Raw genomic sequence first — 25,889 nt, 5'->3', positions numbered from 1 at the left:
TGCGACAACCTCGCAGCAGTGGAGCGCGAGACCGGCCATGCGTGACATCGATCACATTCGAACGCTTTGAACCCGTTCTATCGTCCAAGCATCCAATGGCTATGAGCCATGACCACCCGAGGATGACGACGATGACCGCATATTTTGGACGTATTGCAGTTCGAGCGGCGGCATTGACCGCCATGCTGACGATGAGCGCCGGCGCCGCGCTCGCCGGCGAGGCGGTGTCCGCCGATCAGATCCTGAACGCGCTGAAGCCGAAATCCGCCACCCGCGGCATCTCGGTCGGACCGCAGACGGCCCCGCAGGTCGACGCGGCGACGCAGGCCAAGCAATCCGCCTTCATCGACAGCATGCGCAACCGCAAGACCCGCTCGCTGTCGCTCGGCGAGCGCGAGCAGATCGCAGAGCTGGCGGCGACCAAGCCGAAGATCGATCTCGAGATCCAGTTCGACTACAACTCGGCCGAGATCAGCAAGGCCTCGATGCCTGCGGTGCAGGAACTCGGCAAGGCCTTGTCCGATCCCAACCTGAAGGGCTCGACCTTCGTGGTCGCCGGCCATACCGACGGCATCGGCGGCGATGGCTTCAACCAGGATCTGTCCGAGCGCCGCGCCGACACCATCAAGCGTTATCTGGTCGAGAAGTTCGGCCTGACCGGTCAGGACCTCGTGACCGTCGGCTATGGCAAGACCAAGCTGAAGGACGCCGCCAACCCGGCCGATCCGCTCAACCGGCGTGTGCAGGTCGTCAACATGGACACCAAGACCGCGGCGAAGTGAGCGCTCCGCCGCGCGTATCGCCCCGCTTGCCGACGGTCCCCGGCAGGTGGGGCGCTTTTTGCCCTGTCAGATCCAGCTCTGGAACAGCATCAGCCGGGTGAAGGTCCGCATCGTCGTGCCGATGAAGGCGGCGCTGATCGGCAGCATCAGGGCGAAGCCGAGCATCGCGATCGCGACATAGGCCCACATCACCCGGCGCGGCCACCGCATCAACACATGCACGAGCGCGAGGCTCGCGAGCGTTGCCGACGGCAGATAGTAGTAGAGAAAGCTCAGCGCGCGCGGCAGCAGCGCCCAGGGCAGATAGCAGCCGAGATAGAACGTCAGGATCAGGAACGCCGTCGCGCTGCGCTGTGCGACGAAATCCCTGACACAGACAGCGAGCGCCGGCAGCGCCGGCCACAGCACCAGCGGATTGCCGAGCAGCACCACCGCGGCAATGTCGGTCTCGCTCGCCTTGTCGAACAGGAACCAGACGGGACGCACCAGCAGAGGCCAGGTCGGCCAAGCGCTCATATAGGTATGGCCGGCAATCGCCGTGGTCACGCTGTCGGCGAAGATGCGCCGCTGTGCTTCGGCGATCGCGCCGATGGACAGGCCGTGCAGCGGCACGAAGGTCGCGAGATAGCAGAGCGTGGGAGCAGCGACGAGGCAGAGCGCGATGGACGCCCATCGCAGTTGCGGCCATTGCTCCGGCTGGTACCAGTCGGTCGGCTGGGGATCGCCGAACGAGGTCTGCCAGTGCTGCAGCAGCTTGATCAGGCCGACGATGAGAAGCGTCGTCAGCAACGGAAACAGCCCGCTCCATTTGCAGGCGATCGCAAGACCGAACATCGCCCCCGCGAGCGCCAGGACGAATTGCGGCCGCCGCAGCCTGAACGCGAACAGGAACGCCGCGATCCCGAGCAGGCCGAAGGCGAGCGCGCCGATGTCGAGCATCGCGATGCGCGCCTGCACGAACAGCATCTGGTTGAAGAAGGCGAGCAGCGCGGCGGCGATCGCAGGCGACTGCGCCGCAAACAGCGCAAGGCCGCACAGATAGATCGCGGCGACGGCGAGGCCGCCCAGCACGGTACCGGGATAGCGCCACGCGAACGCATTGTCGCCGAACGTCCTGATCGACAGCGCAATGAGCTCCTTGGCGAGCGGCGGATGCATCGGGTTGAGCTGCGGCGATGCCGGCGCCAGCCCGAGCATCTGCCGCGCAGCGGGCACGTAGTGCACCTCGTCGAACACGAATTTGGGCGGCGAGGCGAGGCCGATCATCAAGATGACGTGCGTGATCACGAAGATGATGAACGCCGTGAGCGCACAGCGGCGCGCCGGCAAGGCGCCGTCCTGCGCGACGTCGCCGTCGTCTTCATCCTCGTCACGGCGAGCCGCAGCTGACTTCATGGGCATGCGATTGAACTGACCTCAGGGTGAGCGCAACTAAACATCGTCGACGCATCGAGGCAAACTTGTGTCCATTTTACAACAACCTCGCGCAGGGTCCTCGGCTAGATTGGACGGGGAACAATCTTCGGTGTGGATATGAATCTGCGTCGCCGAACATGCGTTGCTGCGCTGTCGGCCGCCGCCCTCTTGGGCGTCGCGGGACCGGCCCGCGCCGACAATCGCATCGGCGAAGCCGTGCTGGTGCAGAAGGACGTGCTCCGCATCGCCGGCGCGTCGACCAGCCCGATCAATGTCGGCGACGGCGTGGTGCGCAACGAGACGGTGCGCACCGGCACCGACAGCGCCGCGCGTCTCGTCATGATCGACAGCACCAATCTTTCGCTCGGGGCCAATGCGAGCCTGACGCTCGATCGCACCGTGTTCAACGACGAGACCAGCTATCGCGACATCGCGATCCGGCTCGGCACCGGCGCGTTCCGCTTCGTCACCGGCCATTCCGAGAAGACGGCCTACAAGATCAACACGCCGCTCGCGACCATCGGCGTCCGCGGCACCATCCTCGACATCCGCTCCAGGCGCGGCGAGACCATGGTGGTGCTGCAGGAAGGCGCTTCGCGGGTCTGCACGCTCACCTTTCAATGCCTCGAGCTGACCCAGCCCGGCGATACCGCGATCATCACCTCGACCGGCCAGGGCCGCAGCGCGATCAGGAAGACCTCAAATCCGTCCTGGAGCTTCGCGGCGACCTGCACATCGACCTCGGGCCTTTGCACGGTCACCGATCTCGCCAGCAGCGCGCCGCCGCAGGACTTCACCGGCATCCTGTGCGGGCGATGACGATGCACGCGCGCCGCAATCAGCTCGCTGCATTGACGGCCACCATCGCAGGCGGGCTGCTTGCGCTCGCGGTGCAGGCGGCACCGGCCACGGCGCAGAGCAGCTGCGGCGTGGAGAATGTCGCCGCAGCGCTGTGTCCGACCCCGACGCCGTCACCGACCTCGTCACCCAGCGCAACGCCCACGCCGACCGCAACTCCGACGCCGACCCCGACGCCCTCGATCACCCCGACACCGACGCCCGCGCCGACCGGCGCGGGAAGCAGCGCAAACTCGATCACCGGCCTCGCCGACCAGCGCTTCAACCAGATGATCACCAACCGCGTGCTCGGCCTGGTGCTGCTCGGCGTCAACGAGCAGGTCAACTGCAACGACTGCATCAGCGCGTTCGGCTCGGCCGGCTCGTTCTCGGCCGGCATCCACGGCCGCAAGCAGCTCACCGGCAATCTCGCGCTGCTCGCCGGCCTCGCCTACACGCACTACAACGAGAACGGCTATCACGTGACCTCGGCGCCGATCGGCGCGTTCGCGCTGCGCTACGACTTCGCCGATTGGGGCTCGTCGCGGCCGTTCTTCGACATAGGCACGATCCTGACGCCCTATGAGAAGGTGCGCTACGGCCGCAGCTACGCGACCAGCCTCGGCAACGTCACCGTGGACGGCACCACCACGGCTTCGAACTACGCGGTCTATGGCCGCGCCGGCTGGATCAGCCGGATGTCGCCGCGCGACGAGGTCGCCGCCTCCGTCGAGCTGTGGCAGCTGTGGCAGCGCGTGGCCGGCTATCGCGATCCGGCTGCCGCCTTCAACCCGTTCGACGCCTCGATCGCCGGCGGCACCGACCGCACCAGCCTGGTCAAGATCGGCGGCCAGTGGACGCATCTGTTCGGCTCCAGCATCGAAGCCAACGTCAATGGCGGCTATGTGCAGTCGTTCGCGAGCAGATCCGGCCTCGTCGCTACCGTGACCGGCAACGGCACGGTGACGCCGACCATGGGCAACCAGGGCTGGTTCGAGTATGGCGGCCGGCTCGGCTTCCGTCTCCAGAAGGGCTGGATCGCCGATCTGTTCGTCAACGGCACGCTCGGCCCGCAGCCGGTCGGCAACACCATCCATGGCGGCATCGGCCTGCGCATCCATTACTAGAGCATGATCCGGAAAAGTGAAGACCGGTTTTCCGAGAAGATCATGCTCAAACAAAGAGATAAGATCATGATGCGTTTCCGCCGAAACGCATCATGATCTAGACGCCCCGCCACTCGGCTGCCGTCCCCGTTCAAGAAATCATGACCGGTCTGCGCCCGGGCCTGCTTGACCCGCCAATGGCCGCGGTCCTATTGGATGACGATCATCATTCAAATGCAACGCCGCCGGCCGGCGCGCGCGGAGGCAAAATGGACGTATCGACGGAGCCGCGCACGGCCGCACAATCCGCTGCGTCCGAAGCGACGCCCTGCCCGCCGCCTCCGGACGCCCAGCGGACGAAAGCTGCGGCCGCGCGCGCGGCCTTGCTGACCGGCCCGGTGCTGCCCACGCTCATCCGGCTCGCGCTTCCCACCATGACCGTGCTGGTGGCGCAGACCGCGGTCAACGTCGCCGAGGCGTACTATGTGGGCTTCCTCGGCACCGACGCGCTCGCCGGCGTGGCGATGGTGTTCCCGATCTTCATGCTGATGACGATGATGTCGAATGGCGGCATCGGCAGCGGCGTCTCCTCGGCGGTCGCGCGCGCCGTCGGCGCCGGCCGCAACGCCGATGCCGATGCCATCGCCTTCCACGCCATCGTGCTCGCGGTGATCGTCGGCGGCCTGTTCACAGTCACGACCGCGCTGTTCGGTCCGGCGCTGTATCACGCGCTCGGCGGCCGCGCCGGCGCGCTGGAGGCGGCGCTGCGCTATTCGAATTATCTGTTCGCGGGCGCGATCGCCGTGTGGATCGTCAATCTGCAAGCGGCGGCACTGCGCGGCGCCGGCAATGTGCGGGTGCCCGCGCTGGTCACGCTGGTCGGCGCGCTGGTCATGATCCCCGCGTCGCCGATCCTGATCTTCGGCCTCGGTCCGCTGCCGGGCCTCGGCATCGCAGGCGCCGGCATCGCCTTCGGACTGTATTATTGCGGCGCCATGCTGGTGCTGCTGCGTTATATGGCGAGCGGCCGCTCCAGCCTGCATGTCCGCGTCGCGCCGCTGCAGCTCCGGCTGTTCGCCGACATCCTCGGGGTCGGCCTGCCCACCGCGCTCAACGCCGTGCTCGTCAACCTCACCGTGATCCTGGTGACCGCGCTGGCCGGCCGCTTCGGCACTTCGGAGCTCGCCGCCTACGGCATCGCCTCGCGGCTCGACTACATCATGATCCCGATCCTGTTCGGTCTGTGCACGGCGGCCTTGACCATGGTCGGCATCAATGTCGGCGCCGGCCAGGGCGGACGCGCCCGCCGCATCGCCTGGGTCAGCGCGCTGACCGGCGCGGTGCTGGTGGGCACCATCGGGCTGGTCGTGGCGCTGCATCCGCCGCTCTGGCTGACGCTGTTCAGCCATGACCCCGACGTGCTGCGGGACGGCGCGATCTATCTGCGCACCGTGGCGCCGGCCTATGCCGCGCTCGGCTTCGGCTTCGTGCTGTCCTTTGCCGGCCAGGGCGCCGGGCACGTGCTGTGGCCTTTCGTCGGCTCCGTTTTGCGCATCCTGATCGCCGCCGGCGGCGGCGCCATCGCCGTCGTGACGCTGGGCGGCGGCATGGCCTCGCTCGCCGCAACGGTCGCGGTATCGCTGGTCGCCTACGCGCTGGTCTGCAGCCTGGTCCTCCCGTCGGACCGGATCTGGCTCTCGGCCCGGCGCTAACCGCACGTCGACGAACAAGCGAGCGTCACCGTTTCACAACTAACAAGCGAGACTTGGAGACCACCCTCCAGAGCAGGTGTTCTGTGCAATCACCACCCCCGAGAGGTAACATCACCCTTCTGTCGACGATCGCTCCAATGGACTGATAACCCTGAGTTCCCGCGCCCCGCACACAGGTTCCGTTTCGGGAACCGGATTCAGCTCGCGGTAATGTCTCCGGCCCATGTCGTGGACTGAGGGGGCTCCGATGTGGCGGCGGCGAGCCCTGAGCAGCCAGCAGGGGAAACGTCGTAGATGACCGCATCGATTTCATCCGAGAGTCTCCATGCCCGGTGCCGCCGGTTCTGGCGCGCCCGGGACGGCCAGATCAGCATGATCTTCGCCATCGCCATCATTCCGATCGTGATCTCGATCGGCGCCGCCGTCGACTTCTCCAAGTCGAGCGACACCAAGACCCAGCTGCAGAAGGCGGTGGATGCGGCCGTGTTGGCCGGCGTGATCCAGCCCAGCGCACAGCAGATTTCGACGGCGACCGCGGTGTTCAAGGGCGATTTCGGCGGGCGCTTCGGCTCGTCCGCCTCGGCCGCCTTCACCTCGAACAATGATGGCACGCTCACCGGCACCGCGACGGCCACGGTGAAGACGTCGTTCCTGAACGTGATGGGCACCTCGTCGCTCGGGGTCACGGCCTCGGCGACCGCCAAGGCAGGCGCGCAGAGCAAGACGCCGGTGTGCATCCTGCTCGTCAGCACGCTCAACTCGCAATCGCTGCTGGTCAATTCCGGCGCTCAGCTCAAGGCGCCGACCTGCGAGGTGCACGTGCTGTCGACGCAGAGCCCGGCCGCCATCTTCAACGCGACCTTGAACGCCAAGCGCATCTGCATCAAGGGCTCGACCATCATCAAGAACGGCGGCGTCACCCCGCCGGCCGAAACCAATTGCGCGGCGATCTCCGATCCGTTCGCCGGCACGCTGCCAGCGGTGACGGTCGGATCGTGCACCACCAACAACAAGGTGTACGATCCCGGCTCGGTCACGCTCAATCCGGGCGTCTATTGCGGCTCGACCAATTTCAACGGCTCCGGCACGCTGACGCTCAACCCGGGCCTGTACGTCATCAAGGGCACGATGACCTTCAACTCGGGCTGGACCGTCACCGGCAACGGCGTGACGTTCTATCTCGTCGATCAGAATGCCACGCTCACCTTCAACGGTAACGTCAGCGCGACGCTGTCGGCGCCGACCACCGGCACCTATGCCAACATCCTGATGTACGAGCCGAACGGCCTGTCGCCGACCAACCTGCCGATCAACGGCACCAGCGGCTCCTCCTACACCGGCCTGATGTATCTGCCGAGCCGCAACGTCACCATCAACTCGGTCTCCAACGTCAGCAGCAACAGCGTCACCATGGTGTTCAACACCCTGATCCTGAACGCCACCAACTGGTCCATCGCCCCGGGTGCACTATCGATGTCGGTTGCCAACGGCCCGGCGGGAACGGCCTATCTGTCGAAGTAGTTGCTGCCGGGAGTCATGCTCCCGCTTGCTGCTTTGAGACATGATCTCCAAGCGATGCCACGCAGACGGTGCACTCCCTCTCCCCGTTCTTCACGGGGAGAGGGCTGGGGTGAGGGGCAGCCCCACGGGCAACCCTTCCATGATGCACGGCAGATCTCATGAGTCCATCAGACCTGTTCGTCGCGTGATTTCATCTTTGATGCGATCTGCTTCAGCTCCACGTCCATGGAATTGAGACCGCTCGTGCGGCTGCCCCTCACCCCGACCCTCTCCCCGTGAAGAACGGGGAGAGGGGGCGCAGCGTCGCTCGAGGCGAAGGCGCGTCGTCTCTCGCTGATCGTTCGTGAAGCCCCCCGTCGGCCGGGCCATGGTCGGCCGACGCTTCCGTCATCGCATCCACCTCCCCCGGCTCGGCGCCGCCGAGCGCGATGGCGCCGGCCAACCACCCGCTCACACCTTCGTCACCGGCCTCCCCTTGACAGCACGAGTTGTTCTGGATGATTGTTATGTTATAACATCACAAAAGAGGCCGCATGCCTGCCCGCCGGCACCGACCGCTCCCCCTGAAGAGGCTGTTCGATCTCGATGCGCAAACTCCCCGTCACGGTCTTGTCCGGCTTCCTCGGGGCTGGGAAGACCACTTTGCTCAACCACATCCTGAACAACCGCCAGGCTCTGAAGGTGGCGGTGATCGTGAACGACATGAGTGAGGTGAACATCGATGCGGATCTCGTTCGCGATGGCGGCGCCAATCTTTCGCGGACGGATGAGCAGCTGGTGGAGATGACCAATGGCTGCATCTGCTGCACCCTGCGCGACGACCTGCTGAAGGAAGTCCGCACGCTCGCCGAGAGCGGCCGCTTCGATTATCTCGTGATCGAGTCCACCGGCATCTCCGAGCCGCTGCCGGTGGCCGCGACCTTCGACTTCCGCGACGAGGACGGCATGAGCCTGTCGGACGTCGCACGGCTCGACACGATGGTCACCGTCGTCGACGCGGTGAACCTGCTGAAGGACTACGGGTCGTCCGATTTCCTGGCGCAGCGCGGCGAGGCGCTGGACGGCGACCAGCGCGCGCTGGTCGATCTGCTGGTCGAGCAGATCGAGTTCGCCGACGTGATCGTGCTGAACAAGATCGATGATGCCAGCGCAGACCAGCGCGACACCGCGCACAAGATCATCCGGTCGCTCAATCCGGATGCCGACGTGATCGAGGCCAGCCACGGCGTCGTGCCGTTGGAGCGCGTGCTGGCAACCGGGCGTTTCGACTTCGAACGCGCCCAGCAGCATCCGCTCTGGTACAATGAGCTCTACGGCTTTGCCGATCACGCGCCCGAGACCGAAACCTATGGCGTGACGAGCTTCGTCTATCGCGCCCGCCGTCCGTTCATTCCCGCCCGCTTCGATCAGTTCCTGCGCGAGCCGTGGCCGGGCGTGATCCGCGCCAAGGGTCATTTCTGGCTGGCGACGCGGCCGCAATGGCTGGGCGAGATCAGCCAGGCGGGCGCCATCGTGCGCACCAGCGCGCTCGGCTTCTGGTGGGCCTCGGTGCCGCAGAAATTATGGCCCGAGAATCCGGACTGGCAGGCCCGCATGCTGCAGCGCTGGGACGATATTTACGGCGACCGCCGCCAGGAGATCGTGTTCATCGGCAGCAACATGGACGAGGCTGGATTGAGCGCACGGCTCGACGCCTGCCTGTTGCCCGGCAAGCCGGCGATGGATGTCGCCGCCTGGGCCCGGCTGTCCGATCCGTTTCCGGTGTGGCGCCGCGCCAACGAGGCCGCCTGACGGGCGACCAAGGAGACACACGCGCGACAGTCGCCCCTGCTTCGCGTGTGGAGAGGCGGTACAGCCGCTCCCTGCCCGGCGGAGCCATCGCGAGATGGCTCCGCCAATCTTCGCCGGCATTAGGATCGGGTCTCACCGGGGTCGCGATGCACCGGATCGATCCACAGCACCGTCTCCGGCTTCTCGACCGGCTCGATGTCGATATTGATGGCGACCGCCTCGCCGTCGCTGCGCACCAGCACACATTCGAGCACCTCGTCGGGGCTGGCATTGATTTCCTGATGCGGCACATAGGGCGGCACGAAGATGAAGTCGCCCGGTCCGGCTTCGGCGGTGAATTGCAACTGCTCACCCCAGCGCATCCGCGCCTTGCCCTTCACGACGTAGATCACGCTCTCGAGATGGCCATGATGATGCGCGCCGGTCTTGGCATCGGGCCTGATCGTCACCGTCCCGGCCCACAGCTTCTGCGCGCCGACACGCGCGAAGTTGATCGCAGCCTTGCGGTCCATGCCCGGAGTCGACGGCACGTTGCCGTCGAGCTGATTGCCGGGAATGACGCGCACGCCGTCGTGCTTCCAGCGCTCGTCGTCGTGATCGTGGGAATGGCCGTGCGCGTGGTCGTGAGAACCTGACATTTTTCTTCTTCTCGAATTCGTGATGGTCGATAGGAACCGACGCATCCTAGTCGAAATGCCGCAGCGGCGCCATTCCGGTTCCCCGCGAACCTTTTCGTACTGCCCGCGTTGGTCCCGCACAGTTCACACGAACAACGGAGAGGAACTATGGGTTCGACCATGGACAAGATCAAAGGCGCGACCAACGAAGCCGTCGGCAAGGCCAAGCAGGGCATCGGCGAAGCCACCGGCAACGACCGCCTGGAGGGCGAAGGCGCCGTTCAGGAAGTGAAGGGCAAGGGCCAGCAGGCGCTGGGCGATGCCAAGCAGGCCACCAAGGACGCCGTGAACACTGCGGCCGGCGCGGCGAACAAGAACCTCTGATCGAGGTAAGCGCGACAGCGCGCCGCTGACGCGGCGCTGCTGATCGTCGACATCGAGATCACAAAGCCGGCTCCTGACGGGGCCGGCTTTGCCTGTTTGTTAGTTGTGATCCGTAGGGTGGGCAAAGGCGCCGAGCTGCTTCCATCGAAGCTCACGCGCCGTACCCGCCATTCTGACCACACCCGCAGATCGGCGGTGGGAACGCGTGCTGCCTTGCCCACCCTACGCGACAGCAAGATCGACAGCCTAGCGCTGCCTGATATAGCGCCCTCTCCCCTTGTGGGAGAGGGCATGTACGGCTCATCCACGTCCACGAAAGGGTGAGGGGTCTCTCTCAACCGGATGCGCTCGTGGAGAGAAACCCCTCACCCAACCGAGTACGCTGCTCTGTCCTACATGCCCTCTCCCACAAGGGGAGAGGGCGCAGTCATCAGCACCGCATCCATGCGCAGTGCTACGTGTGAAGTTGGCGATCAGGCGTCCTACTTCACGCCCAACAACTCCACATCGAACATCAGCGTCGCGTTCGGCGGGATGACGCCGCCGGCGCCGCGAGCACCATAGCCGAGCTCCGGCGGAATGATCAGCGTGCGCTTGCCGCCGACCTTCATGGTGGCAACCCCCTCGTCCCAGCCGGCGATCACGCGCTTCATGCCGATCGGGAATTCGAACGGTTCGTTGCGGTCGACCGAGGAGTCGAATTTCTTGCCCTTCTGGCCATTCTCGTAGAGCCAGCCGGTGTAGTGCATCACGCAGGTCTGACCGCGCGACGGCGTCGCGCCGGTGCCTTCCTTGGTGTCGATGATCTGCAATCCGGAGGGAGTGGTCATGGTCTTTCCTGTGGGTTTGGCGGAACTGGTCTGTGCCGAGACCGGATGGAAGCCCAGCATGGCACCGGCCGCGGCCGATGCCGCCGCCATCAGCGCAACTCTTCGATTCATCGGACGCTGCATGCTCCAGACTGCCTCTGCTCGTTCACGGGAGCCGCGGTTTAGCGCATGGCGGCGCAAGTGACCAGCCCGGCATCGACTTCCGAAATAAATAAATCTCTTGCGCTTTATCGGAATTCATGATTGATTGCCGGCATCCCGCCTCACTGCGGAGGGGCGTTGCGCGCGATCGTCACGACACGCGAGGCGGGGATGCGATGGCCGCGATGAAGCCGCAGCGTGTCTTCGGGCGCGCCGACGAACGGCTTTGCTGCGGACGTGAAGTCGCAGCGTCCTGATACCCCGACGCTGGTATCAAGCCGCGATGGCGCTGACGTGCCGCGTGGTGATGGTGGCCAACAAGCCCGGCGCACCAGGGAGACTGCGTATAAGCGTGAAGACCGTCGCGCAGGGAATGCCGGTTGAAACGGCTTTGCCTGTGGTACCTGCCGCCTGCATTTTTTTCCGCAGGCGGGCCATGGGTGAGGCCTTCACCCGGCATTCCCTGCGCCCTCTGCATGTTTGCGAGGGACGAACTGATAGCAGAGCTCGGGCGCGTTGCGCTGCGAGAACGCGATGACACGTCCCCGATCCTTCTCGCAGCTGTTTGAACCGTGAATGCGCCCACTCACAACTGTCGTCCCGGACAGCCATGACGCGCACAGCGCGGCATGGCGCCGATCCGGGACCCATACGCCGCAGCAGAGGTGATGGGCACAAAAGCCAATGACAAACGCGCCTCAAACAACTCCCTTGGGGGTATGGGTCCCGGCTCAAGGCCGGGACGACAGCGGAATGTGTGGACACGGCAGGGCCCAAGCGCGGTGATGGTGAGATAGTTCGCGAGAACGCGTCCGCCTCAATACCCCAGCGCGCAGCCGTCCTTGCGCGGATCGGAGCCGCCGGTGAGCGTGCCCTTGTCCCAGTCGATCCAGATGCCCTGGCCGCCGCCGAGCGGCGAGACCACCTTGGTAGTCTTGTGACCGATCTTCTGCAGCCCCTCGACGACCTCGGCCGGGACGCCGTCCTCGAGCTGATAGACGCCCTCGTAGTGCAGGCCGCGCGCCATATCGATGGCCTCCTGCACGTCGCAGCCATAGTCGAGAATGTTGGTGAGCACGTGGGTCTGGCCTACGGGCTGATACTGGCCGCCCATGACGCCGAACGACATCTGGGCGCGACCGGCCTTGGTGGCCAGCGCCGGGATGATGGTGTGCAGCGGCCGCTTGCCCGGACCGATGCAGTTCGGATGACCCGGCTGAATGCGGAAGCCGCCGGCGCGATTCTGCAGGAGCACGCCGGTCTCGTTCGAGACGATCGCGGAGCCGAACGAATGCGCGATCGAGTTGATGAAGGAGCAGACGTTGCGGTCGCGGTCGACGACCGTGATGTAGACCGTCTCGGGATTCATCGGCGGCGCGACGTTGGGCAGGTCGAGCAGCTTGTCGAGGCTGATCTGCGAGATGTACTCGTCGGCGAATTCCTTGGCGAGGATGCTGGCAACCTCGGTGGTCATGTGCGCGGGATCGCCGATATGCTGCTCGCGCATCATGTAGGCGATGCGCGCGGCCTCGGCCTCGAGATGGAAGCGCTCGATGCTGAGCGGCGCGATGCGCGTGAGGTCGAAGCGCGCGAGGATGTTGAGCATGACCAGCATGGTGATGCCCGGACCGTTTGGCGGGCACTGCCAGACGTCGTGGTCCTTGTAGGTGGTGCCGATCGGGGCGGTCACCTCGGTCTGGTGGTTGGCGAAATCCTCCAGCGTATGAAGACCGCCGATGCCGCGCAGGGTCTGCACCATGTCCTCGGCGACGGCCCCGGTGTAGAAGCCCTTCGGTCCGTCCTTGGCGATGACGCGCAGGGTCTGCGCCAGCTCCGGCTGGCGGATCACGTCGCCGGCCACCGCCGCCTTGCCGCCCGGCAGGAAGTGGCGCGCGGTGTTGGTGCCGTTCTTGAGCTTCTCGAACTGGTTGTTCCAGTCGAAGGCGACGCGCGGCGCCACCACATAGCCGTCCTCGGCGGCGCGGATCGCCGGCTGCAGCAGACGGTCGAGGCCAAGCCGGCCATGGTCGCGCAGGATGCGATCCCAGGCGTCGATCGCGCCGGGCACGGACACCGCATGGGCGGAGGTCAGCGGCACCGAGTGGATCTTGCGCTCGAGGTACCAGTCGACGGTGGCCGCGGCGGGCGCCCGGCCGGAGCCGTTATAGGCCATGATCCGGCCCTCGCCCTTGGGCTGCACCAGCGCGAAGCAGTCGCCGCCGATGCCGGTCGATTGCGGTTCGATCACCCCGAGCAGGGCGCAGGCCGCCACCGCCGCGTCCGCAGCCGTACCGCCGGCGCGCAGCACCTCGATCCCAGCCAGCGCGGCCTGCGGGTGCGAGGTGGCGATCATGCCGTTCTGGGCGTGGACCGTGGACCTGCCGGGAAAGTGGAAGCTTCTCATCGTTGCTCGCTGCGTGATCTCGTGGTGGCCGTAATGCCAGTCCCGGCCAGCTACATGGCACATTCTTTCCAGCCTCGGCAATGGCCGGGGATACCAGCTTTTCTATGGTCAGGTCTGCTGGTAAACGGCCGCATGCCTCTGACCGTCGCCGCTTTCTATCAGTTCGTCGCCCTGCCGGATGTCCGCGATCTGCGACCGCCGCTCCAGACCTTCTGCGCCGCGCGCGGCATCAAGGGCAGCATCCTCTTGGCCGAGGAGGGCATCAACGGGACAGTCGCCGGGTCGGCCGAGGCGATCGCCGCGCTGGTCGACGAGCTTTGCCAGGGAACGCTGTTCGCTGGCCGCCTCGATCACCTCGAGCTGAAATATTCGCGCGCCGCTTCCATGCCGTTCCAGCGCCTGAAGGTCCGGCTGAAGCGGGAGATCGTGACGCTCGGCGATCCCGCCGCCGATCCGACCCGCCAGGTCGGCACCTATGTCAGTCCCGCGGATTGGAACGCGCTGATCGCCGCACCCGGCATGGTCGTGCTCGACACCAGGAACGCGTTCGAGGTGGCGATGGGGACGTTCGAAGGCGCGGTCGATCCCGGCCTGCACAGCTTCGGGCAGTTCAAGGATTTCGTGGCGGGTTCGCTCGATCCGGCGAGGCACAGGCGGGTGGCGATGTTCTGCACCGGCGGCATCCGCTGCGAGAAGGCGAGCGCGCTGCTGCTGGCCCGCGGCTTTTCCGAGGTCTACCATCTCAAGGGCGGCATCCTCAAATATCTCGAGGAGGTTCCGGAGGCCGAAAGCCGCTGGCGTGGCGGCTGCTTCGTGTTCGACGAGCGGGTGGCGCTCGGTCACGGCCTGCGCGAGCTCGGCCACGCTGCCCCCGATACACCCGGAGGGCGCGTGCCATGAGCCACTCTGAGCAGCCGCAGTCGAGCCAGGAGCTCAGCGAGCGGATCGATGCGCTGGAGATGCGCCTGACCTTCCAGGACGACACGATCGAGACGCTGAACCAGACCATCACGGCGCAATGGCGCGAGATCGATGCGCTCAAGCGGCAGATCGCATTGCTGGTGGAGCGCCTGGCCGAGGCCCAGAGCACCGCCGAGGGGCCGCGCCATGAGCCGCCGCCGCACTACTGACGGCAACGGAAGCTCAGGCCGGGACGGTCGCCGGGGCTCTGCTCGACGGCAGATCGACGACCTCGCCGGCCATGACCAAGCGGTCCCGGCCGCCGTCTTTGGCAGCATAGAGCGCGCGGTCGGCGGCTTCGATCAGCGAGGCCGGGCCGGCGGAGCGCTCGAAACCCGGCCGGCAGACCGCGCCGCCGAGGCTGGCCGTCACGATGCCCGCGACGTTGTGCTCGTGGACGAGGCCGGCGGCGTGCAGCGCGCGCCGGATGCGCTCGCCGAGTCGGGCGCATCCGACGGCATCGGTGTTCGGCAGCAGGATGGCGAACTCCTCGCCGCCATAGCGGGCCACGAGGTCCGAGCTGCGCTGCGCCTCGTCGGCCAGGATGCCGGCGACGGTGTGCAGGCATTCGTCCCCCGCTGGATGGCCATAGGTGTCGTTGTAGGCCTTGAAGTGATCGATATCGATCATCAACAACGCCAGCGAAGTCCTTTCGCGGTAGGCCCTGCCCCATTCCTCCAACAGCCGCTCGTCGAAGCGGCGACGGTTGGCGAGCCCGGTGAGGCCGTCCTCGATCGCGAGCGTCTCCAGCCGGCCTTGCAGCGTCTTCTGCTGCGTCACGTCGCGGGTCACCGCGACGAAGCCGTCAAGCTCGCCATCAGGACGGCGGGTGGCGCGGATGGTGGCCTCGACCCAAATCTCCGATTTGTCACGCCGACGCATCCGGTAGGTCGCGCGCGCCTCGTCGGCAACGCCCTTCCGGAGCTGATCGAGAATCTCCTGGAGTTGCGGACGATCGAGCGGGTTGACCCCCGAGATTGCGCGCTTGCCCAGGAGCTGCGACGGATGCCAGCCGAGAACGCGCGAGGTGGAGGGCGAGACGTAGCCGATGCACTCGTCGAGCTCGATGCGCGTCACGATGTCGCTGGAGCCTTCGGCAAGCAGCCGGAAGTTCTCCTCCTTGGCGGCCAGCGCCGAAGCGAGTTGCTGGCGCTGCAACAGCTGCTTCACCAGGAAAATACCGATCGCGATCACGAGCGCGACCAGGGAGACCAGCACCGCGAGACGGACGAAAGCCCCGCGTCTCCACGAGGTCAGGACTTCCGCTTCCAAGCGCGTGGCAAGAACAAGGAAGGGGTAACGCTGCGCGTGCTGATAGAAGCCGATGCGCCCGGAAATCTCGCCCGAGCGACGGAAGGACAAGACGCCGGATGCGGGATGATAGGGGATCGCCTCGTCGACCGGTCGACCGAGACTTTTCGGGTCCGGCTCGGCGTTGTCCGCGAGCACGGCTCCATCGCGGCTCATCAGACTGATCGTGCCGTGCGGCCCGACGTCGAACTGTCGGTAGTACTGAGCGAAATAGGCCACGTCGATGGTCGCCAGCACGACACCGCCGAACCGGCCGTCGGCGTGGTTCCAACGCCGCGACAGGGTGATGACCCATTGCCCGCCGGACTTGCTCTGCACCGGGCGACCGATCAGCAGGGAGCGGTCGGCCGACGTGCGGTGATGGACGAAGTAGTCGCGATCCGAATTGTTGTAGTTGGTGAGCGTGACGTCCTCTGTCGTGGCGAGCCAGTCGCCATTTTCGCCGTAGGCGAAGATGCCGCGGATGCGGCCGAGGCCCGGTTTTCTCGACTTCAGGATCGTCTGCAGCCGAGTGATCGCGCCCGGCTTGCCGTCATCGGTCTCGAGCGCAGTGACGACGCCGCGCAGCAGCGAATCCGCAAGCTCGACGGTGTCCTCGACATGCTGGGTCAGCGAGCGCGCAAGGTTGCCGAGATCAATCTCCGCATTGTGCATCTCCGCATTTCGCGAGGCCCATTCGCTCCAGCCACTGAAGGCGAGGATGGCGCCGCAAACGAGCGTGAGGACGCCGGCCGCCCACACTGGCAAGCGGCTTCGATCGACTTTGGTCGCAACAACGTCCATTCCGCGGGACTCTCCGGACGGCGGGAGAGTCCCATGGACATCTTATTTAACTCTGAAATGCGCCCCATCCGAAGCCGATTGAGGCGCACCGTAAGACTACGGCAATCACCGTACAATTACGGAATTCTCGCATCCAACACGCGCAGTTCGGCGCCGTCGCGCTTGTTAGTTCAGCGCGCGAACACCGAGCGCACCTTGTCCCACAATGAAGGTTCCTGGTGTTCGCGCCCATTGGCATCGTCGTCCTTCATGCGTGTCGTCGACGGCTGCTGCACGCTGATCGGATCTGACGCTGGGAACGTGTCCATCAGTCCCTTGTCGAGCTGCGTCTTGGCTTCGCTGTCGAGGCGAACGGCCTCGCGCGGATCGACGGCGTGCTTGTCGTGCGGAGCGGGATTGAATTTCTCGGCCATGATCGATCTCCCTGTGAGACGACAACGCGGCCGCGAAACGCGTGTTCCCCGATCAACAAGGCATCCAGCTGCCGCAGTGGCCGCCGCACCCCGGCGCCGGCGGACCGATATAAGCTTGGCCGGAACCGCCCGGCCATGTATCACGGACGGTAAGCCGTTCCCCCGAGGTTGCGGAGCCCCGAGCGTGAGTGAGACTGCCGTGAACAAGCCTTTCATCGACGTGCTGGCCGGTCAGCGCAAAAGCGTACCTCCGATCTGGATGATGCGGCAGGCCGGCCGCTATCTGCCGGAATATCGCGAGGTCCGTGCCAAGGCGGGCGGCTTCCTCGACCTCTGCTTCAACCCGGAGCTCGCGGCGGAGGTCACGCTACAGCCGATCCGACGCTTCGGCTTCGATGCGGCGATCATCTTCTCCGACATTCTGGTAATTCCGCACGCTCTCGGCCGCAGCGTCCGCTTCGAGGTCGGCGAGGGGCCGCGGCTCGATCCGCTCGATACGCCGGAGAAGATTGCGACGCTGTCCGCGCAGGCCGACCTTTCCAAGCTGGATGCGGTGTTCGAGGCCTTGCGCCGCGTTCGTGCGGAGCTGCCGCAGAGCACCGCGCTGATCGGTTTCTGCGGCGCACCGTGGACGGTCGCGACCTACATGGTCGCCGGCCATGGCACGCCCGACCAGGCGCCGGCGCGGCTGCTCGCCTATCGTCATCCCGATGCCTTCCAGAAAATCATCGACGCGCTGGTGGACAGCTCGATCGCCTATCTCTTGAAGCAGCTCGAGGCCGGCGCCGACGCGCTGCAGATCTTCGACACCTGGGCCGGTGTGCTGTCCCCCCGCGAGTTCGCCCGCTGGTCGGTCGCACCGACCCGCCGCATCGTCGCGGGCGTGCGCAAGGTGCGGCCCGATGCAAAGATCATCGGCTTTCCGCGCGGCGCCGGCGCGCTGCTGCCTGGCTATGTCACCGAGACCGGCATCGATGCGGTCAGCATCGACTGGACGGCGGAGCCCGGGCAGGTGCGCGAGCGGGTGCAGAGCAAGGTCGCCGTGCAGGGCAACCTCGATCCGCTGGCGCTGATCACCGGCGGCGCCGCGCTCGACCAGGCGGTCGACGACGTGCTGACGAGCTATTCAGGCGGCCGCCACATCTTCAATCTCGGCCACGGCATCACGCCGGAAACCCCGATCGCCCATGTCGAGCAGATGCTCAAGCGCGTGCGCGCCTACAAGGCGTGACCGACTAACGCGGCCGGCTGCGCTCGATCAGCTCAGCCGCGCCATTGCCGAGCAGTTCGAGCCCGACCGCACGGCCGAGCTCGCGCGGACGATCAGCGGGGCCGGTCCGCTGCGCCTCGATGAAGCGGCCGCCGTCCTCGTCGAGCACCGAGGCGGTCAAGGTCATCTGGCCGGCCTCGATGGTCGAAAAGCCGGCGATCGGCGAGTTGCAGTGGCCGTTCAGCACCCACAGCACCTCGCGCTCGGCATCCGCGCAAGCCCGCGCCGCCGCATCGTCAATGGTCGCCAGGATGCGGCGTGTCTCGAAGTCGGCCGCGGGGCATTCGACCGCGACGATGCCCTGCCCGGCGGCCGGCAGCATGTCGGCGACCGGAAATTCGTAGGAGGCGCGGTCGGCAAGGCCGACCCGCTCAAGCCCGGAGCGCGCCATGATCAGCGCATCCGCCGGTCCCACCGCACCGCCATCCGGCAGCCGCTGCAGCTCGCCATTGTCGAGCTTGCGGATGCGGGTGTCAGCGGCGCCGCGGAAATGGATCAGCTCGGCATGTGGAAACAGCCGCCGCGCATAGGCCGCCCGGCGCACCGCATTGGTGCCAATCTTGCAGCCCCGGCCGCCATCCTTGCGGAAGTCCTCCAGCGAAAGCCCTTTGCGCAACACCAGCACGTCACCCGGCGGATCGCGCGACAGCAACGCCGCAATCACGAGACCCGGCGTCTCCTCGTTGCCGGGCATGTCCTTCAGAGAGTGCATCGCCGCGTTCAGCCTGCCGTCCAGCATGGCCCGGCGGATCTCGGCCACGAATGCGCCACCCTTGCCGCCGTGGGTCAAGAGCTTGCTGGTCTGGTCCGAGTCGCCGGTCGTCTCGAATTTGACGATCTCGATGTCGAGCGACGGAATGGCTGCCTGCAGCCGGCGCGCGATCTCCTCCGTCTGCGCCAGGGCCATCGTACTCTTGCGGGTGCCGATCCGGAAACGTGTCACGAACTCATTCCTGCGTCAGCGCGCGTCCTGCAAGATCATGTCGGAGGCCTTCTCCGCGATCATGATGACCGGCGCATTGGTGTTGCCCGAAACCAGGTCCGGCATGATCGAGGCATCGACGACGCGCAGGCCGTCGATGCCGCGCACGCGCAGGCGCTGATCGACCACGGCCAGCGCGTCCGTTCCCATCCGGCAGGTCGAGGTCGGATGATAGATCGTGCTGCCGGTCTGCCGACAATAGGCCAGGATGTCGTCGTCGCTCACGATCTTGGACCCCGGATAGGCTTCATCCGAGACATACGGCTTCAGGGCGGGAGCCGCCAGAATTTTCCGCAGGATCCGGAGCCCGTCGACATTGGCGCGGCGATCGGTCTCGCTGGCGAGATAATTGATGCGGATTTCCGGCGGCACCGCCGGGTCGGCGCTCCTGATCCGCAGCGATCCCCGGCTTTCCGGCCGGAGCTGGCAGACCGAGGCGGTGAAGCCGGAGAAGGTGTGCAGCTTCTCGCCCATCTTGTCGGTCGAGAACGGGATGAAGTGGATCTGGATGTCCGGACTCGCGAGCCGCGGATCGGTCTTGAAGAAGGCGCCGGCGGTACCGGCTGCGATCGTCAGCGGCCCCTTGCGGAAGGCCGCATAGCGCGCACCGGCCAGTACCTTGCGCACGGGATGATTGACGATGTCGTTGAGCGTGATGCGCTGGCTGCAGCGCATCACGATGCGCACCTGAAGATGGTCCTGCAGATCGCTCCCCACGCCGGGCGCATCGAGCACGACGTCGATGCCATGCTGCTTCAGCAGGTCACCGGCGCCGACACCGGACAGTTGCAGCAGCTGCGGCGAATTATAGGCGCCGCTCGACACGAGGATCTCTTTGCGAGCGCGTGCTGTCCGCAGCCGGCCGCGCTGGCTGAACGTCACACCGCATGCTCTCCGTCCTTCAAACAGGATGCGCTGGGCCAACGCGTCCGTCTCCACGTGGAGATTGCTGCGGCCGAGCGCCGGCCGGAGATAGGAGACGGCGCTGCTGGCGCGGCGGCCGCGCCTTGTCGTGGTCTGGAAGAAGCCCGCGCCCTCCTGGGTCGCGCCGTTGAAGTCGGCATTGAACGGTAGACCGGTTTCGACCGCCGCCTTCACGAAGGCCTCCGACAAGGGATCCTCGTGTCGCCAATCCGAAACCGGCAACGGGCCGCCGACGCCGTGATAATCATCGCGACCACGCGATTGATTTTCGGCGCGCTTGAAATAGGGCAGCACGTCATCATAGCCCCAGCCGACATTGCCGCGCTGCCGCCAGCGGTCGTAGTCCTCGTGCTGGCCGCGGACATAGAGCAGGCCGTTGATCGAGCTGGAGCCGCCGAGCACCTTGCCCCGCGGCTGGAACACCGATCGGCCGTCGAGCCCAGGCTCCGGCTCGGTCTGGTACATCCAGTTGACGGTCTTTTCCTTGAACAGCTTGCCGTAGCCGAGCGGGACATGAATCCAGATGTTGGTGTCCTTCGGACCCGCTTCCAGCAGAAGCACCTTGTGCCTGCCATCGCCACTGAGCCGGTTGGCGAGAACGCAGCCGGCCGAGCCGGCCCCGACCACGACATAGTCGAACTCCAGGTCCGCCTCACGCAACGCCACGCTGCCTTCCATCGCTTCCCCACCCGGTTCTTTTATTCTTTCATCCTGGAGATACCAAAATTCCAGGACATGCAAGCGGCAAATCCGCAGGCCAGGCCGGCCCCGTCAGCCGCTACGGCGCTCGGCGAGCAACCCCGCCGCATGCCGTGCCAGCATCATCTCCTCATTGGTGTTGATCACGAACGCGCGGATGCGCGAGCGATCCGAGGAGATCACGGTTTCGCCCGCGCGATTCCTGCCCTCGTCCAGCTCGATCCCGAGCCATTCGAAGTTCTGGCAGATGCGTGCCCGGATCCGCCATGCGTGCTCGCCGATGCCACCACAGAAGACGATCGTGTCGAGGCCGGAGAGGATCGCAGCCATTGCGCCAAGCTCGCGCCTGATCCGGTCGACGAAATACTCGATCGCCTGAAGAGCCTCGGCCGTTCCGGCCGTCTCCAGCTCACGCATGTCCTGAGACAGTCCGGACAAGCCCTTGAGACCCGAATGATGGTAGAGCAGATCGGCGACCGCCTCGGCCGTCATCCGCTGCTCCTGCAGCAGATAGAGCACGACGCCCGGATCCAGCTGCCCGCAGCGCGTGCCCATCGGCAGGCCGTCCAGAGCGGTGAAGCCCATCGACGAGCCGATGCTCCGTCCGTCGCGGATGGCACACATCGAGGCGCCATTGCCGAGATGCATCACGACCACCCGGCCCTTCTCGTCCTGCGGCGCAATCTCCTTCAACCGCGACACCACGTACTCGTAGGACAGGCCGTGGAAGCCGTAGCGCCGGATACCTTGATCGTAGAAATCGCGCGGCAACGCATAGGTATCGTTCACCCAGGGGTGGGCGCGATGGAACGCGGTGTCGAAGCAACCGACCTGCAGCGCATCGGGAAATGCACGCTGCGCGGCTCGCACGGCGGAGAGATTATGAGGCTGATGCAGCGGCGCCAGCGGGGCGAGCGTCTCCAGCCGTTGCAGGACATCGTTCTCGATGACGACCGGTCCGGTGAATGCAAGGCCGCCGTGGACGATGCGATGCCCGACTGCGTCGACCGCGGCACGACCGATGGCGCGCTGCAGAACGTCGAGCACGCGACTGAGAGCCGCCTCATGATCGGCAGCGTCGACGTCACCGATCCGTTCGTCGACAACCATGCCGTCATTCAACTTCGCAGTCAGCTTCGCCGCCGCGCTGCCCAGTCCCTCGATCTGGCCGCGCAGGATTTCGACCAGCTCGGCATCCTGCTCGAACAATGCAAACTTGATCGAGGACGAGCCCGCATTGAGGGTCAGGACGTGTCGCATCGTCACCCCGCCCGGTCTCTCGGCGGCCTGCCGCCAGCGGTCAAATTGCAGAGAATACGACCCATTTTCATGACGATCCAAAGACAAACAAAACGCTAGGTTGCATTATCATGGCCCGATGCTCGCTTGGCGAGACTTAGGAGGACCATTGCGGTGACCATGCCTCGACATCTCCTGCCGACCACCGTGGTCGGAAGCTACCCGCAGCCGGACTGGCTGGTCGATCGGGCCATGCTCTCCAAATCCGTTCCCCGCATTCGGTTGCAGGGCATGTGGCGGATTCAGCGGCCGCTGCTCGACGAAGCGCAGGACGACGCCACGATCGTCGCGATCCATGACATGGAGCAGGCCGGGATCGACATCGTGTCGGACGGTGAGATCCGCCGCGAGAGCTATTCCAATCGCTTCGCCACCGCGCTCGACGGCATCGATGCCGACAATCCCGCGATCATCATCTCGCCATCCGGGATCAAGACGCCGGTACCGCGCGTCGCCGGCCCGATCCGGCGGAAATATCCCGTCGAGCTGCGCGACATGGAGTTTCTCCGCCGCAGCACCGCCCGCGCCGCCAAGATCACTCTGCCCGGACCGTTCACTTTGAGTCAGCAGGCGCAAGACGATTTCTATCGCGACGACGAGGCGCTCGCGATGGCCTTTGCCGATGTCGTCAATGCCGAGGCCCGCGATCTGCAGCGAGCCGGCGCGGACGTCATCCAGCTCGACGAGCCGTGGGTGCGCAACAATCCGCAGGGGGCGCGGCGTTACGCCGTGAAGGCGATCAACCGCGCGCTGGATCAGATCACGGTGCCGACCATCGTTCATGTCTGCTTCGGCTATGCCGCCATCGTGCCGGGCTCGAGCAAGCCGAGCGGATACGCCTTTCTGACCGAGCTGGCCGACTGCTGCGCAACGCAGATCGCGATCGAGGCGGCGCAGCCGCGGCTCGACCTTGGCGTTCTCAAGGATCTCTCGGCCAAAACGATCGTGCTCGGCGTGCTCGATCTTGGCGATCCCGAGGTCGAGCCGGTGGCGGTGATCACCGAGCGCATCCGCAACGGACTCAAGGTCGTGGCCCCCGAGCGGCTCGTCGTGGCGCCGGATTGCGGCATGAAGTATCTGCCGCGCGCGACCGCCCTCGGTAAATTGAAGGCGATGAGCGCCGCGGCGGCGCGGGTGCGAGAGGAGCTCGCCTGACGCCAATGTGGCGACGTGACGCATGTCGGGCAGCGCCGTCCACGGTGGCGCCACCCTGCGACCCCATTGCCGGAATAAGGCAGGCGACGAATGCCCCGGGTCGGCTGAGCCGATCCTGTCGGAATGGAGGCTCCGATGGCCGTCTGCATCACGTCGAGACATGTCGCCGGTGCGATCGCCTTGCTCGGCTGCGCCTGCAGCGGGACTGCAAGCGCCGATTCGATCGACGACGTCATGGGCGGGCTGCTGCGCGACGCGCGCAGCTCGTTCGCGCGCATGGTGCCGCTCGAGCTCGTGCCGACGATGCCCTCGTTGCAGCCTCCTCCGATCCAGCAACCCGGCCCGCCGCCCGTTGCCGTGCAGCCGCCGCCACCGCCCGCTCCGCAGGCGGTGAGCAAGCCGCCGCCTGTTCCTGAGCGGACGGCAAGGACACGTCCTCCAGCGCCCAGCCCTGCCGCCGCGGCATTCGCCGCCGCCGATGCCGCAGAGACGATCGCCGACGCCAATCTCGACGCCGCCCTGGCGGCCAACGAGAAGGCGGTGGCCGAGCGCAACGCGGCCGATGCGCTGGCGAAGGCCAATCCCACGCCCGCCAACATCGCTGCGGCGAAGGCGGCTGCCGAGGCCGCCCATGTCGCAGAGGCGAATCTCACCGACGCGCTGCTCGCCGACAAGGATACCGATGCGCGCCTCAAGTCGGCGCGCGAGGCGCTTGCCGCGGAACAGGCCGGCCGGAAGCAAACCGCCAGGCCACAGCCCGCAATGCCGGTCAGCCTGACCGACAAATAGCCCGCCGAACGCTCACAGCGCGTCGGCGCGCTCCAGCGTATCGATCGTCACCACGCCATGGGCGCGCGAGACGCAGGCGCACAGCTTGCGGCTCTCGTGCTTCTGCTCGGCGCTGAAGAACACGTCGCGATGATCGATCTCGCCCTCGACCTCGACCACGTCGACGGCGCAGACGCCGCATTCGCCGCGCCGGCAATCCGCCATGACCTCGTGGCCAGCGGCGTTCAGCACATCCAGCATCGAGCGGTCACGCGGCACGACGATCTCCTCGCCGCTATCGCGCAGGCGAACCTTGAACGGCTCGGTCGAAAGCCGCCCTGATGATCCGAACGTCTCGTAGCTGAGATCGGCAGGCTGACGGCCGCACGCCGCCCAGGCGCTGCGCGCCGCATCCAGCATTCGCATCGGGCCGCAGAACAGCACCGCGGCGCCGGCCGGCAGACCCGCAAACAGGCCGGACAGGTCCAGCCGCTGCGACTGGTCGGCCGCATAGACGGCAAGCCTGTCGCCGAGCAACGAAGAGAGCTCCTCGAGATACGCCGCATCGTCCTGCGATCTCACCGCGTAGTGCAGCGATACGTTCGGCGTCTTGCGGATAAGCGCCTGCGCCGCACCGACCAGCGGCGTGATGCCGATGCCACCGGCGACGAGACAATAATGCGGCCGCTGCCAGTCGACCTGCAGCAGCGAGGTGGGGCTCGTCACCTCCAGCCGCGCGCCCTGCTGCAGCGACCACAGATAGCGCGAGCCGCCACGCGAATCCTCGGCAAAGCGCACCGCGATCCGGTAGCCCCGCGGATCGGCATCGCCGACCAGCGAATAGGAGCGCACATCCGGCTGGCCGCCGACGAGGACGCTGACCTTGATGTGGCTGCCGACCGGATAGGGTGCGCAGGCGTAGTCGTCGGGCCGCAGGATGAACTCGCGAATTCCGGCCGCGAGGTCCCGCGTCGAGACCAGGGTTGCCGGCGACCAATTGTCCTGGAAGCGCATGATCGTCTCCGTCAGCTCGGGTTCGATGCCTTGATCAGAACGGCGGCCGGCACCAGATCCATCGGGCCGCGGGCCTTGACCGCCAGCCGCAGATTGCGGGCGGCGAGACGGGCGTGCTCGCGCATGACGGCCTCGGCGCGCGCGCCCTCGCGATTCTCGATCGCGTCGATGACGATGCGATGATGTTCCTGCGCGACCACCAGGATGTGGCGCGCTTCCGGCAACGCCGACTGCGCCATCACGAAGCCGCTCGGCGAGGCGAACGGCAGCGCGCTGGCGCGGTCGACCTGGCGGATCACCGGCGGGCTGCGCGAGAGCTCGGCCAGCAGCGCATGAAAACGCGCATTCAGCGCGACATAGGCAGAGAACGCATCGAAGGAGATCTCCTGCGGCGCGATCAGCTCGTCGATCTGGGCGAGGCACTCACGCATCGGCTCGGTGTCGCGCACGGACACGCCGCGCTCGGCGGCCAGCCGCGCGGCGAGGCCTTCCATCGTGCCGCGGACCTCGATCGAATCGAGGACGTCACGCTCGGAGAACGATTTGACCATGAAGCCGCCGGACGGAATGGCCTCGAGCAGCCCCTCCTCCTCCAGCCGAACCAGGGCCATCCGCACCGGCGTGCGCGAGACGCCGGCGGCTTCCACCGCCTGCAGCTCCGAGATCCGTTCGCCAGGCCGCAAGCCGCCGGTCAGGATCAGGTCGCGCAGCGTGAGCTGGGCCCGGACGGTCTGCGAGATCGAGCGCTCGTTCTCACGCTCTGCCATTCC

At 66.2% G+C, this 25,889-nt stretch carries 23 protein-coding genes; 12 read left to right on the top strand and 11 right to left on the bottom strand.

Annotated elements, in window-relative coordinates:
• Positions 1 to 131 precede the first annotated feature (131 nt).
• A complete protein-coding gene (locus HL666_RS12480; protein ID WP_172114108.1) occupies positions 132 to 782 on the top strand; it encodes an OmpA family protein in 651 nt (216 codons plus the stop codon).
• Positions 783 to 848: 66 nt separating this feature from the next.
• On the opposite strand, the gene HL666_RS12475 is transcribed toward HL666_RS12480, so the two are convergent.
• Positions 849 to 2,183, bottom strand: coding sequence for a phospholipid carrier-dependent glycosyltransferase (locus tag HL666_RS12475; RefSeq protein ID WP_172181676.1), 1,335 nt, complete (start codon positions 2,181 to 2,183; stop codon positions 849 to 851).
• 132 nt (positions 2,184 to 2,315) lie between these two features.
• Here HL666_RS12475 and HL666_RS12470 point away from each other — a divergent pair, with 132 nt between their 5' ends.
• The 5 genes from HL666_RS12470 to zigA all read left to right on the top strand — a co-directional run bounded on the left by HL666_RS12470 (position 2,316) and on the right by zigA (position 9,165).
• Positions 2,316 to 3,017, top strand: a complete 702-nt coding sequence (locus HL666_RS12470) for a FecR family protein (RefSeq protein ID WP_172181674.1) — start codon at positions 2,316 to 2,318, stop codon at positions 3,015 to 3,017.
• Entirely contained in the window at positions 3,014 to 4,162 is a 1,149-nt protein-coding gene (locus tag HL666_RS12465) for a hypothetical protein (RefSeq protein ID WP_172181672.1), read from the top strand. The genes HL666_RS12470 and HL666_RS12465 overlap by 4 nt, the downstream gene beginning before the upstream one ends.
• Before the next feature lie 248 nt (positions 4,163 to 4,410).
• Entirely contained in the window at positions 4,411 to 5,853 is a 1,443-nt protein-coding gene (locus HL666_RS12460; protein ID WP_172181670.1) for an MATE family efflux transporter, read from the top strand.
• A gap of 294 nt (positions 5,854 to 6,147) precedes the next feature.
• On the top strand, positions 6,148 to 7,374 hold the full coding sequence (locus tag HL666_RS12455) for a pilus assembly protein TadG-related protein (protein WP_172181668.1): 1,227 nt from the start codon (positions 6,148 to 6,150) through the stop codon (positions 7,372 to 7,374).
• A 585-nt stretch (positions 7,375 to 7,959) separates the two neighbouring features.
• The gene (gene zigA / locus HL666_RS12450) at positions 7,960 to 9,165 is read left to right on the top strand and encodes a zinc metallochaperone GTPase ZigA (protein ID WP_172133542.1); all 1,206 of its coding nucleotides are present in this window, start codon (positions 7,960 to 7,962) and stop codon (positions 9,163 to 9,165) included.
• A gap of 119 nt (positions 9,166 to 9,284) precedes the next feature.
• On the opposite strand, the gene HL666_RS12445 is transcribed toward zigA, so the two are convergent.
• On the bottom strand, positions 9,285 to 9,803 hold the full coding sequence (locus HL666_RS12445) for a cupin domain-containing protein (protein ID WP_172114100.1): 519 nt from the start codon (positions 9,801 to 9,803) through the stop codon (positions 9,285 to 9,287).
• Positions 9,804 to 9,950: 147 nt separating this feature from the next.
• Between HL666_RS12445 and HL666_RS12440 the strand changes: the two genes are divergently transcribed.
• Positions 9,951 to 10,166 carry a CsbD family protein gene (locus HL666_RS12440; RefSeq protein WP_172114099.1) on the top strand — a complete coding sequence of 72 codons (216 nt, stop codon included), beginning with the start codon at positions 9,951 to 9,953 and terminating at the stop codon, positions 10,164 to 10,166.
• A gap of 482 nt (positions 10,167 to 10,648) precedes the next feature.
• Here HL666_RS12440 and HL666_RS12435 read toward each other — a convergent pair whose 3' ends face one another.
• Together HL666_RS12435 and ggt are read right to left on the bottom strand one after the other, a co-directional pair.
• Positions 10,649 to 11,056 (bottom strand): FKBP-type peptidyl-prolyl cis-trans isomerase, encoded by a 408-nt coding sequence (locus HL666_RS12435; RefSeq protein WP_376698592.1) that lies wholly within the window; start codon positions 11,054 to 11,056, stop codon positions 10,649 to 10,651.
• Between the two features lie 898 nt (positions 11,057 to 11,954).
• On the bottom strand, positions 11,955 to 13,541 hold the full coding sequence (gene ggt, locus HL666_RS12430) for a gamma-glutamyltransferase (RefSeq protein WP_172114098.1): 1,587 nt from the start codon (positions 13,539 to 13,541) through the stop codon (positions 11,955 to 11,957).
• A gap of 132 nt (positions 13,542 to 13,673) precedes the next feature.
• Between ggt and trhO the strand changes: the two genes are divergently transcribed.
• Positions 13,674 to 14,441 (top strand): oxygen-dependent tRNA uridine(34) hydroxylase TrhO, encoded by a 768-nt coding sequence (trhO, locus tag HL666_RS12425; protein WP_172133540.1) that lies wholly within the window; start codon positions 13,674 to 13,676, stop codon positions 14,439 to 14,441.
• Entirely contained in the window at positions 14,438 to 14,671 is a 234-nt protein-coding gene (locus HL666_RS12420) for a SlyX family protein (RefSeq protein ID WP_172114096.1), read from the top strand. The genes trhO and HL666_RS12420 overlap by 4 nt, the downstream gene beginning before the upstream one ends.
• Positions 14,672 to 14,684: 13 nt before the next feature.
• On the opposite strand, the gene HL666_RS12415 is transcribed toward HL666_RS12420, so the two are convergent.
• Positions 14,685 to 16,595: a diguanylate cyclase gene (locus tag HL666_RS12415; protein WP_172181666.1), complete on the bottom strand. Its 1,911-nt coding sequence runs from the start codon at positions 16,593 to 16,595 to the stop codon at positions 14,685 to 14,687.
• A gap of 170 nt (positions 16,596 to 16,765) precedes the next feature.
• Positions 16,766 to 17,008 (bottom strand): hypothetical protein, encoded by a 243-nt coding sequence (locus tag HL666_RS12410; RefSeq protein WP_172114094.1) that lies wholly within the window; start codon positions 17,006 to 17,008, stop codon positions 16,766 to 16,768.
• A 199-nt stretch (positions 17,009 to 17,207) separates the two neighbouring features.
• Here HL666_RS12410 and hemE point away from each other — a divergent pair, with 199 nt between their 5' ends.
• Positions 17,208 to 18,239 carry a uroporphyrinogen decarboxylase gene (hemE, locus tag HL666_RS12405; RefSeq protein WP_172181806.1) on the top strand — a complete coding sequence of 344 codons (1,032 nt, stop codon included), beginning with the start codon at positions 17,208 to 17,210 and terminating at the stop codon, positions 18,237 to 18,239.
• Between the two features lie 4 nt (positions 18,240 to 18,243).
• Here the strand turns inward: hemE and hemC are convergent, their stop codons facing one another.
• The 3 genes from hemC to HL666_RS12390 form a co-directional block, all read right to left on the bottom strand.
• Positions 18,244 to 19,221, bottom strand: coding sequence for a hydroxymethylbilane synthase (gene hemC / locus HL666_RS12400; RefSeq protein WP_172181664.1), 978 nt, complete (start codon positions 19,219 to 19,221; stop codon positions 18,244 to 18,246).
• Positions 19,222 to 19,236: 15 nt separating this feature from the next.
• Positions 19,237 to 20,862, bottom strand: coding sequence for a GMC family oxidoreductase (locus tag HL666_RS12395; protein WP_172181662.1), 1,626 nt, complete (start codon positions 20,860 to 20,862; stop codon positions 19,237 to 19,239).
• A 93-nt stretch (positions 20,863 to 20,955) separates the two neighbouring features.
• On the bottom strand, positions 20,956 to 22,149 hold the full coding sequence (locus tag HL666_RS12390; RefSeq protein WP_172181659.1) for an acetate/propionate family kinase: 1,194 nt from the start codon (positions 22,147 to 22,149) through the stop codon (positions 20,956 to 20,958).
• Between the two features lie 153 nt (positions 22,150 to 22,302).
• Between HL666_RS12390 and HL666_RS12385 the strand changes: the two genes are divergently transcribed.
• Together HL666_RS12385 and HL666_RS12380 are read left to right on the top strand one after the other, a co-directional pair.
• A complete protein-coding gene (locus tag HL666_RS12385) occupies positions 22,303 to 23,337 on the top strand; it encodes a uroporphyrinogen decarboxylase family protein (protein ID WP_172181804.1) in 1,035 nt (344 codons plus the stop codon).
• A gap of 135 nt (positions 23,338 to 23,472) precedes the next feature.
• Positions 23,473 to 24,126 carry a hypothetical protein gene (locus HL666_RS12380; protein ID WP_172114090.1) on the top strand — a complete coding sequence of 218 codons (654 nt, stop codon included), beginning with the start codon at positions 23,473 to 23,475 and terminating at the stop codon, positions 24,124 to 24,126.
• Between the two features lie 12 nt (positions 24,127 to 24,138).
• Here HL666_RS12380 and HL666_RS12375 read toward each other — a convergent pair whose 3' ends face one another.
• Entirely contained in the window at positions 24,139 to 25,119 is a 981-nt protein-coding gene (locus HL666_RS12375; RefSeq protein ID WP_172181657.1) for a PDR/VanB family oxidoreductase, read from the bottom strand.
• Between the two features lie 11 nt (positions 25,120 to 25,130).
• Complete coding sequence (locus HL666_RS12370; RefSeq protein ID WP_172114088.1) at positions 25,131 to 25,886, bottom strand: GntR family transcriptional regulator; 756 nt, start codon at positions 25,884 to 25,886, stop codon at positions 25,131 to 25,133.
• Positions 25,887 to 25,889: the final 3 nt, after the last annotated feature.

This window comes from Bradyrhizobium aeschynomenes (genome assembly GCF_013178945.1).
Classification (GTDB): Bacteria; Pseudomonadota; Alphaproteobacteria; order Rhizobiales; family Xanthobacteraceae; genus Bradyrhizobium; species Bradyrhizobium aeschynomenes.
This window is presented reverse-complemented; position numbering and strand designations above follow the sequence as displayed.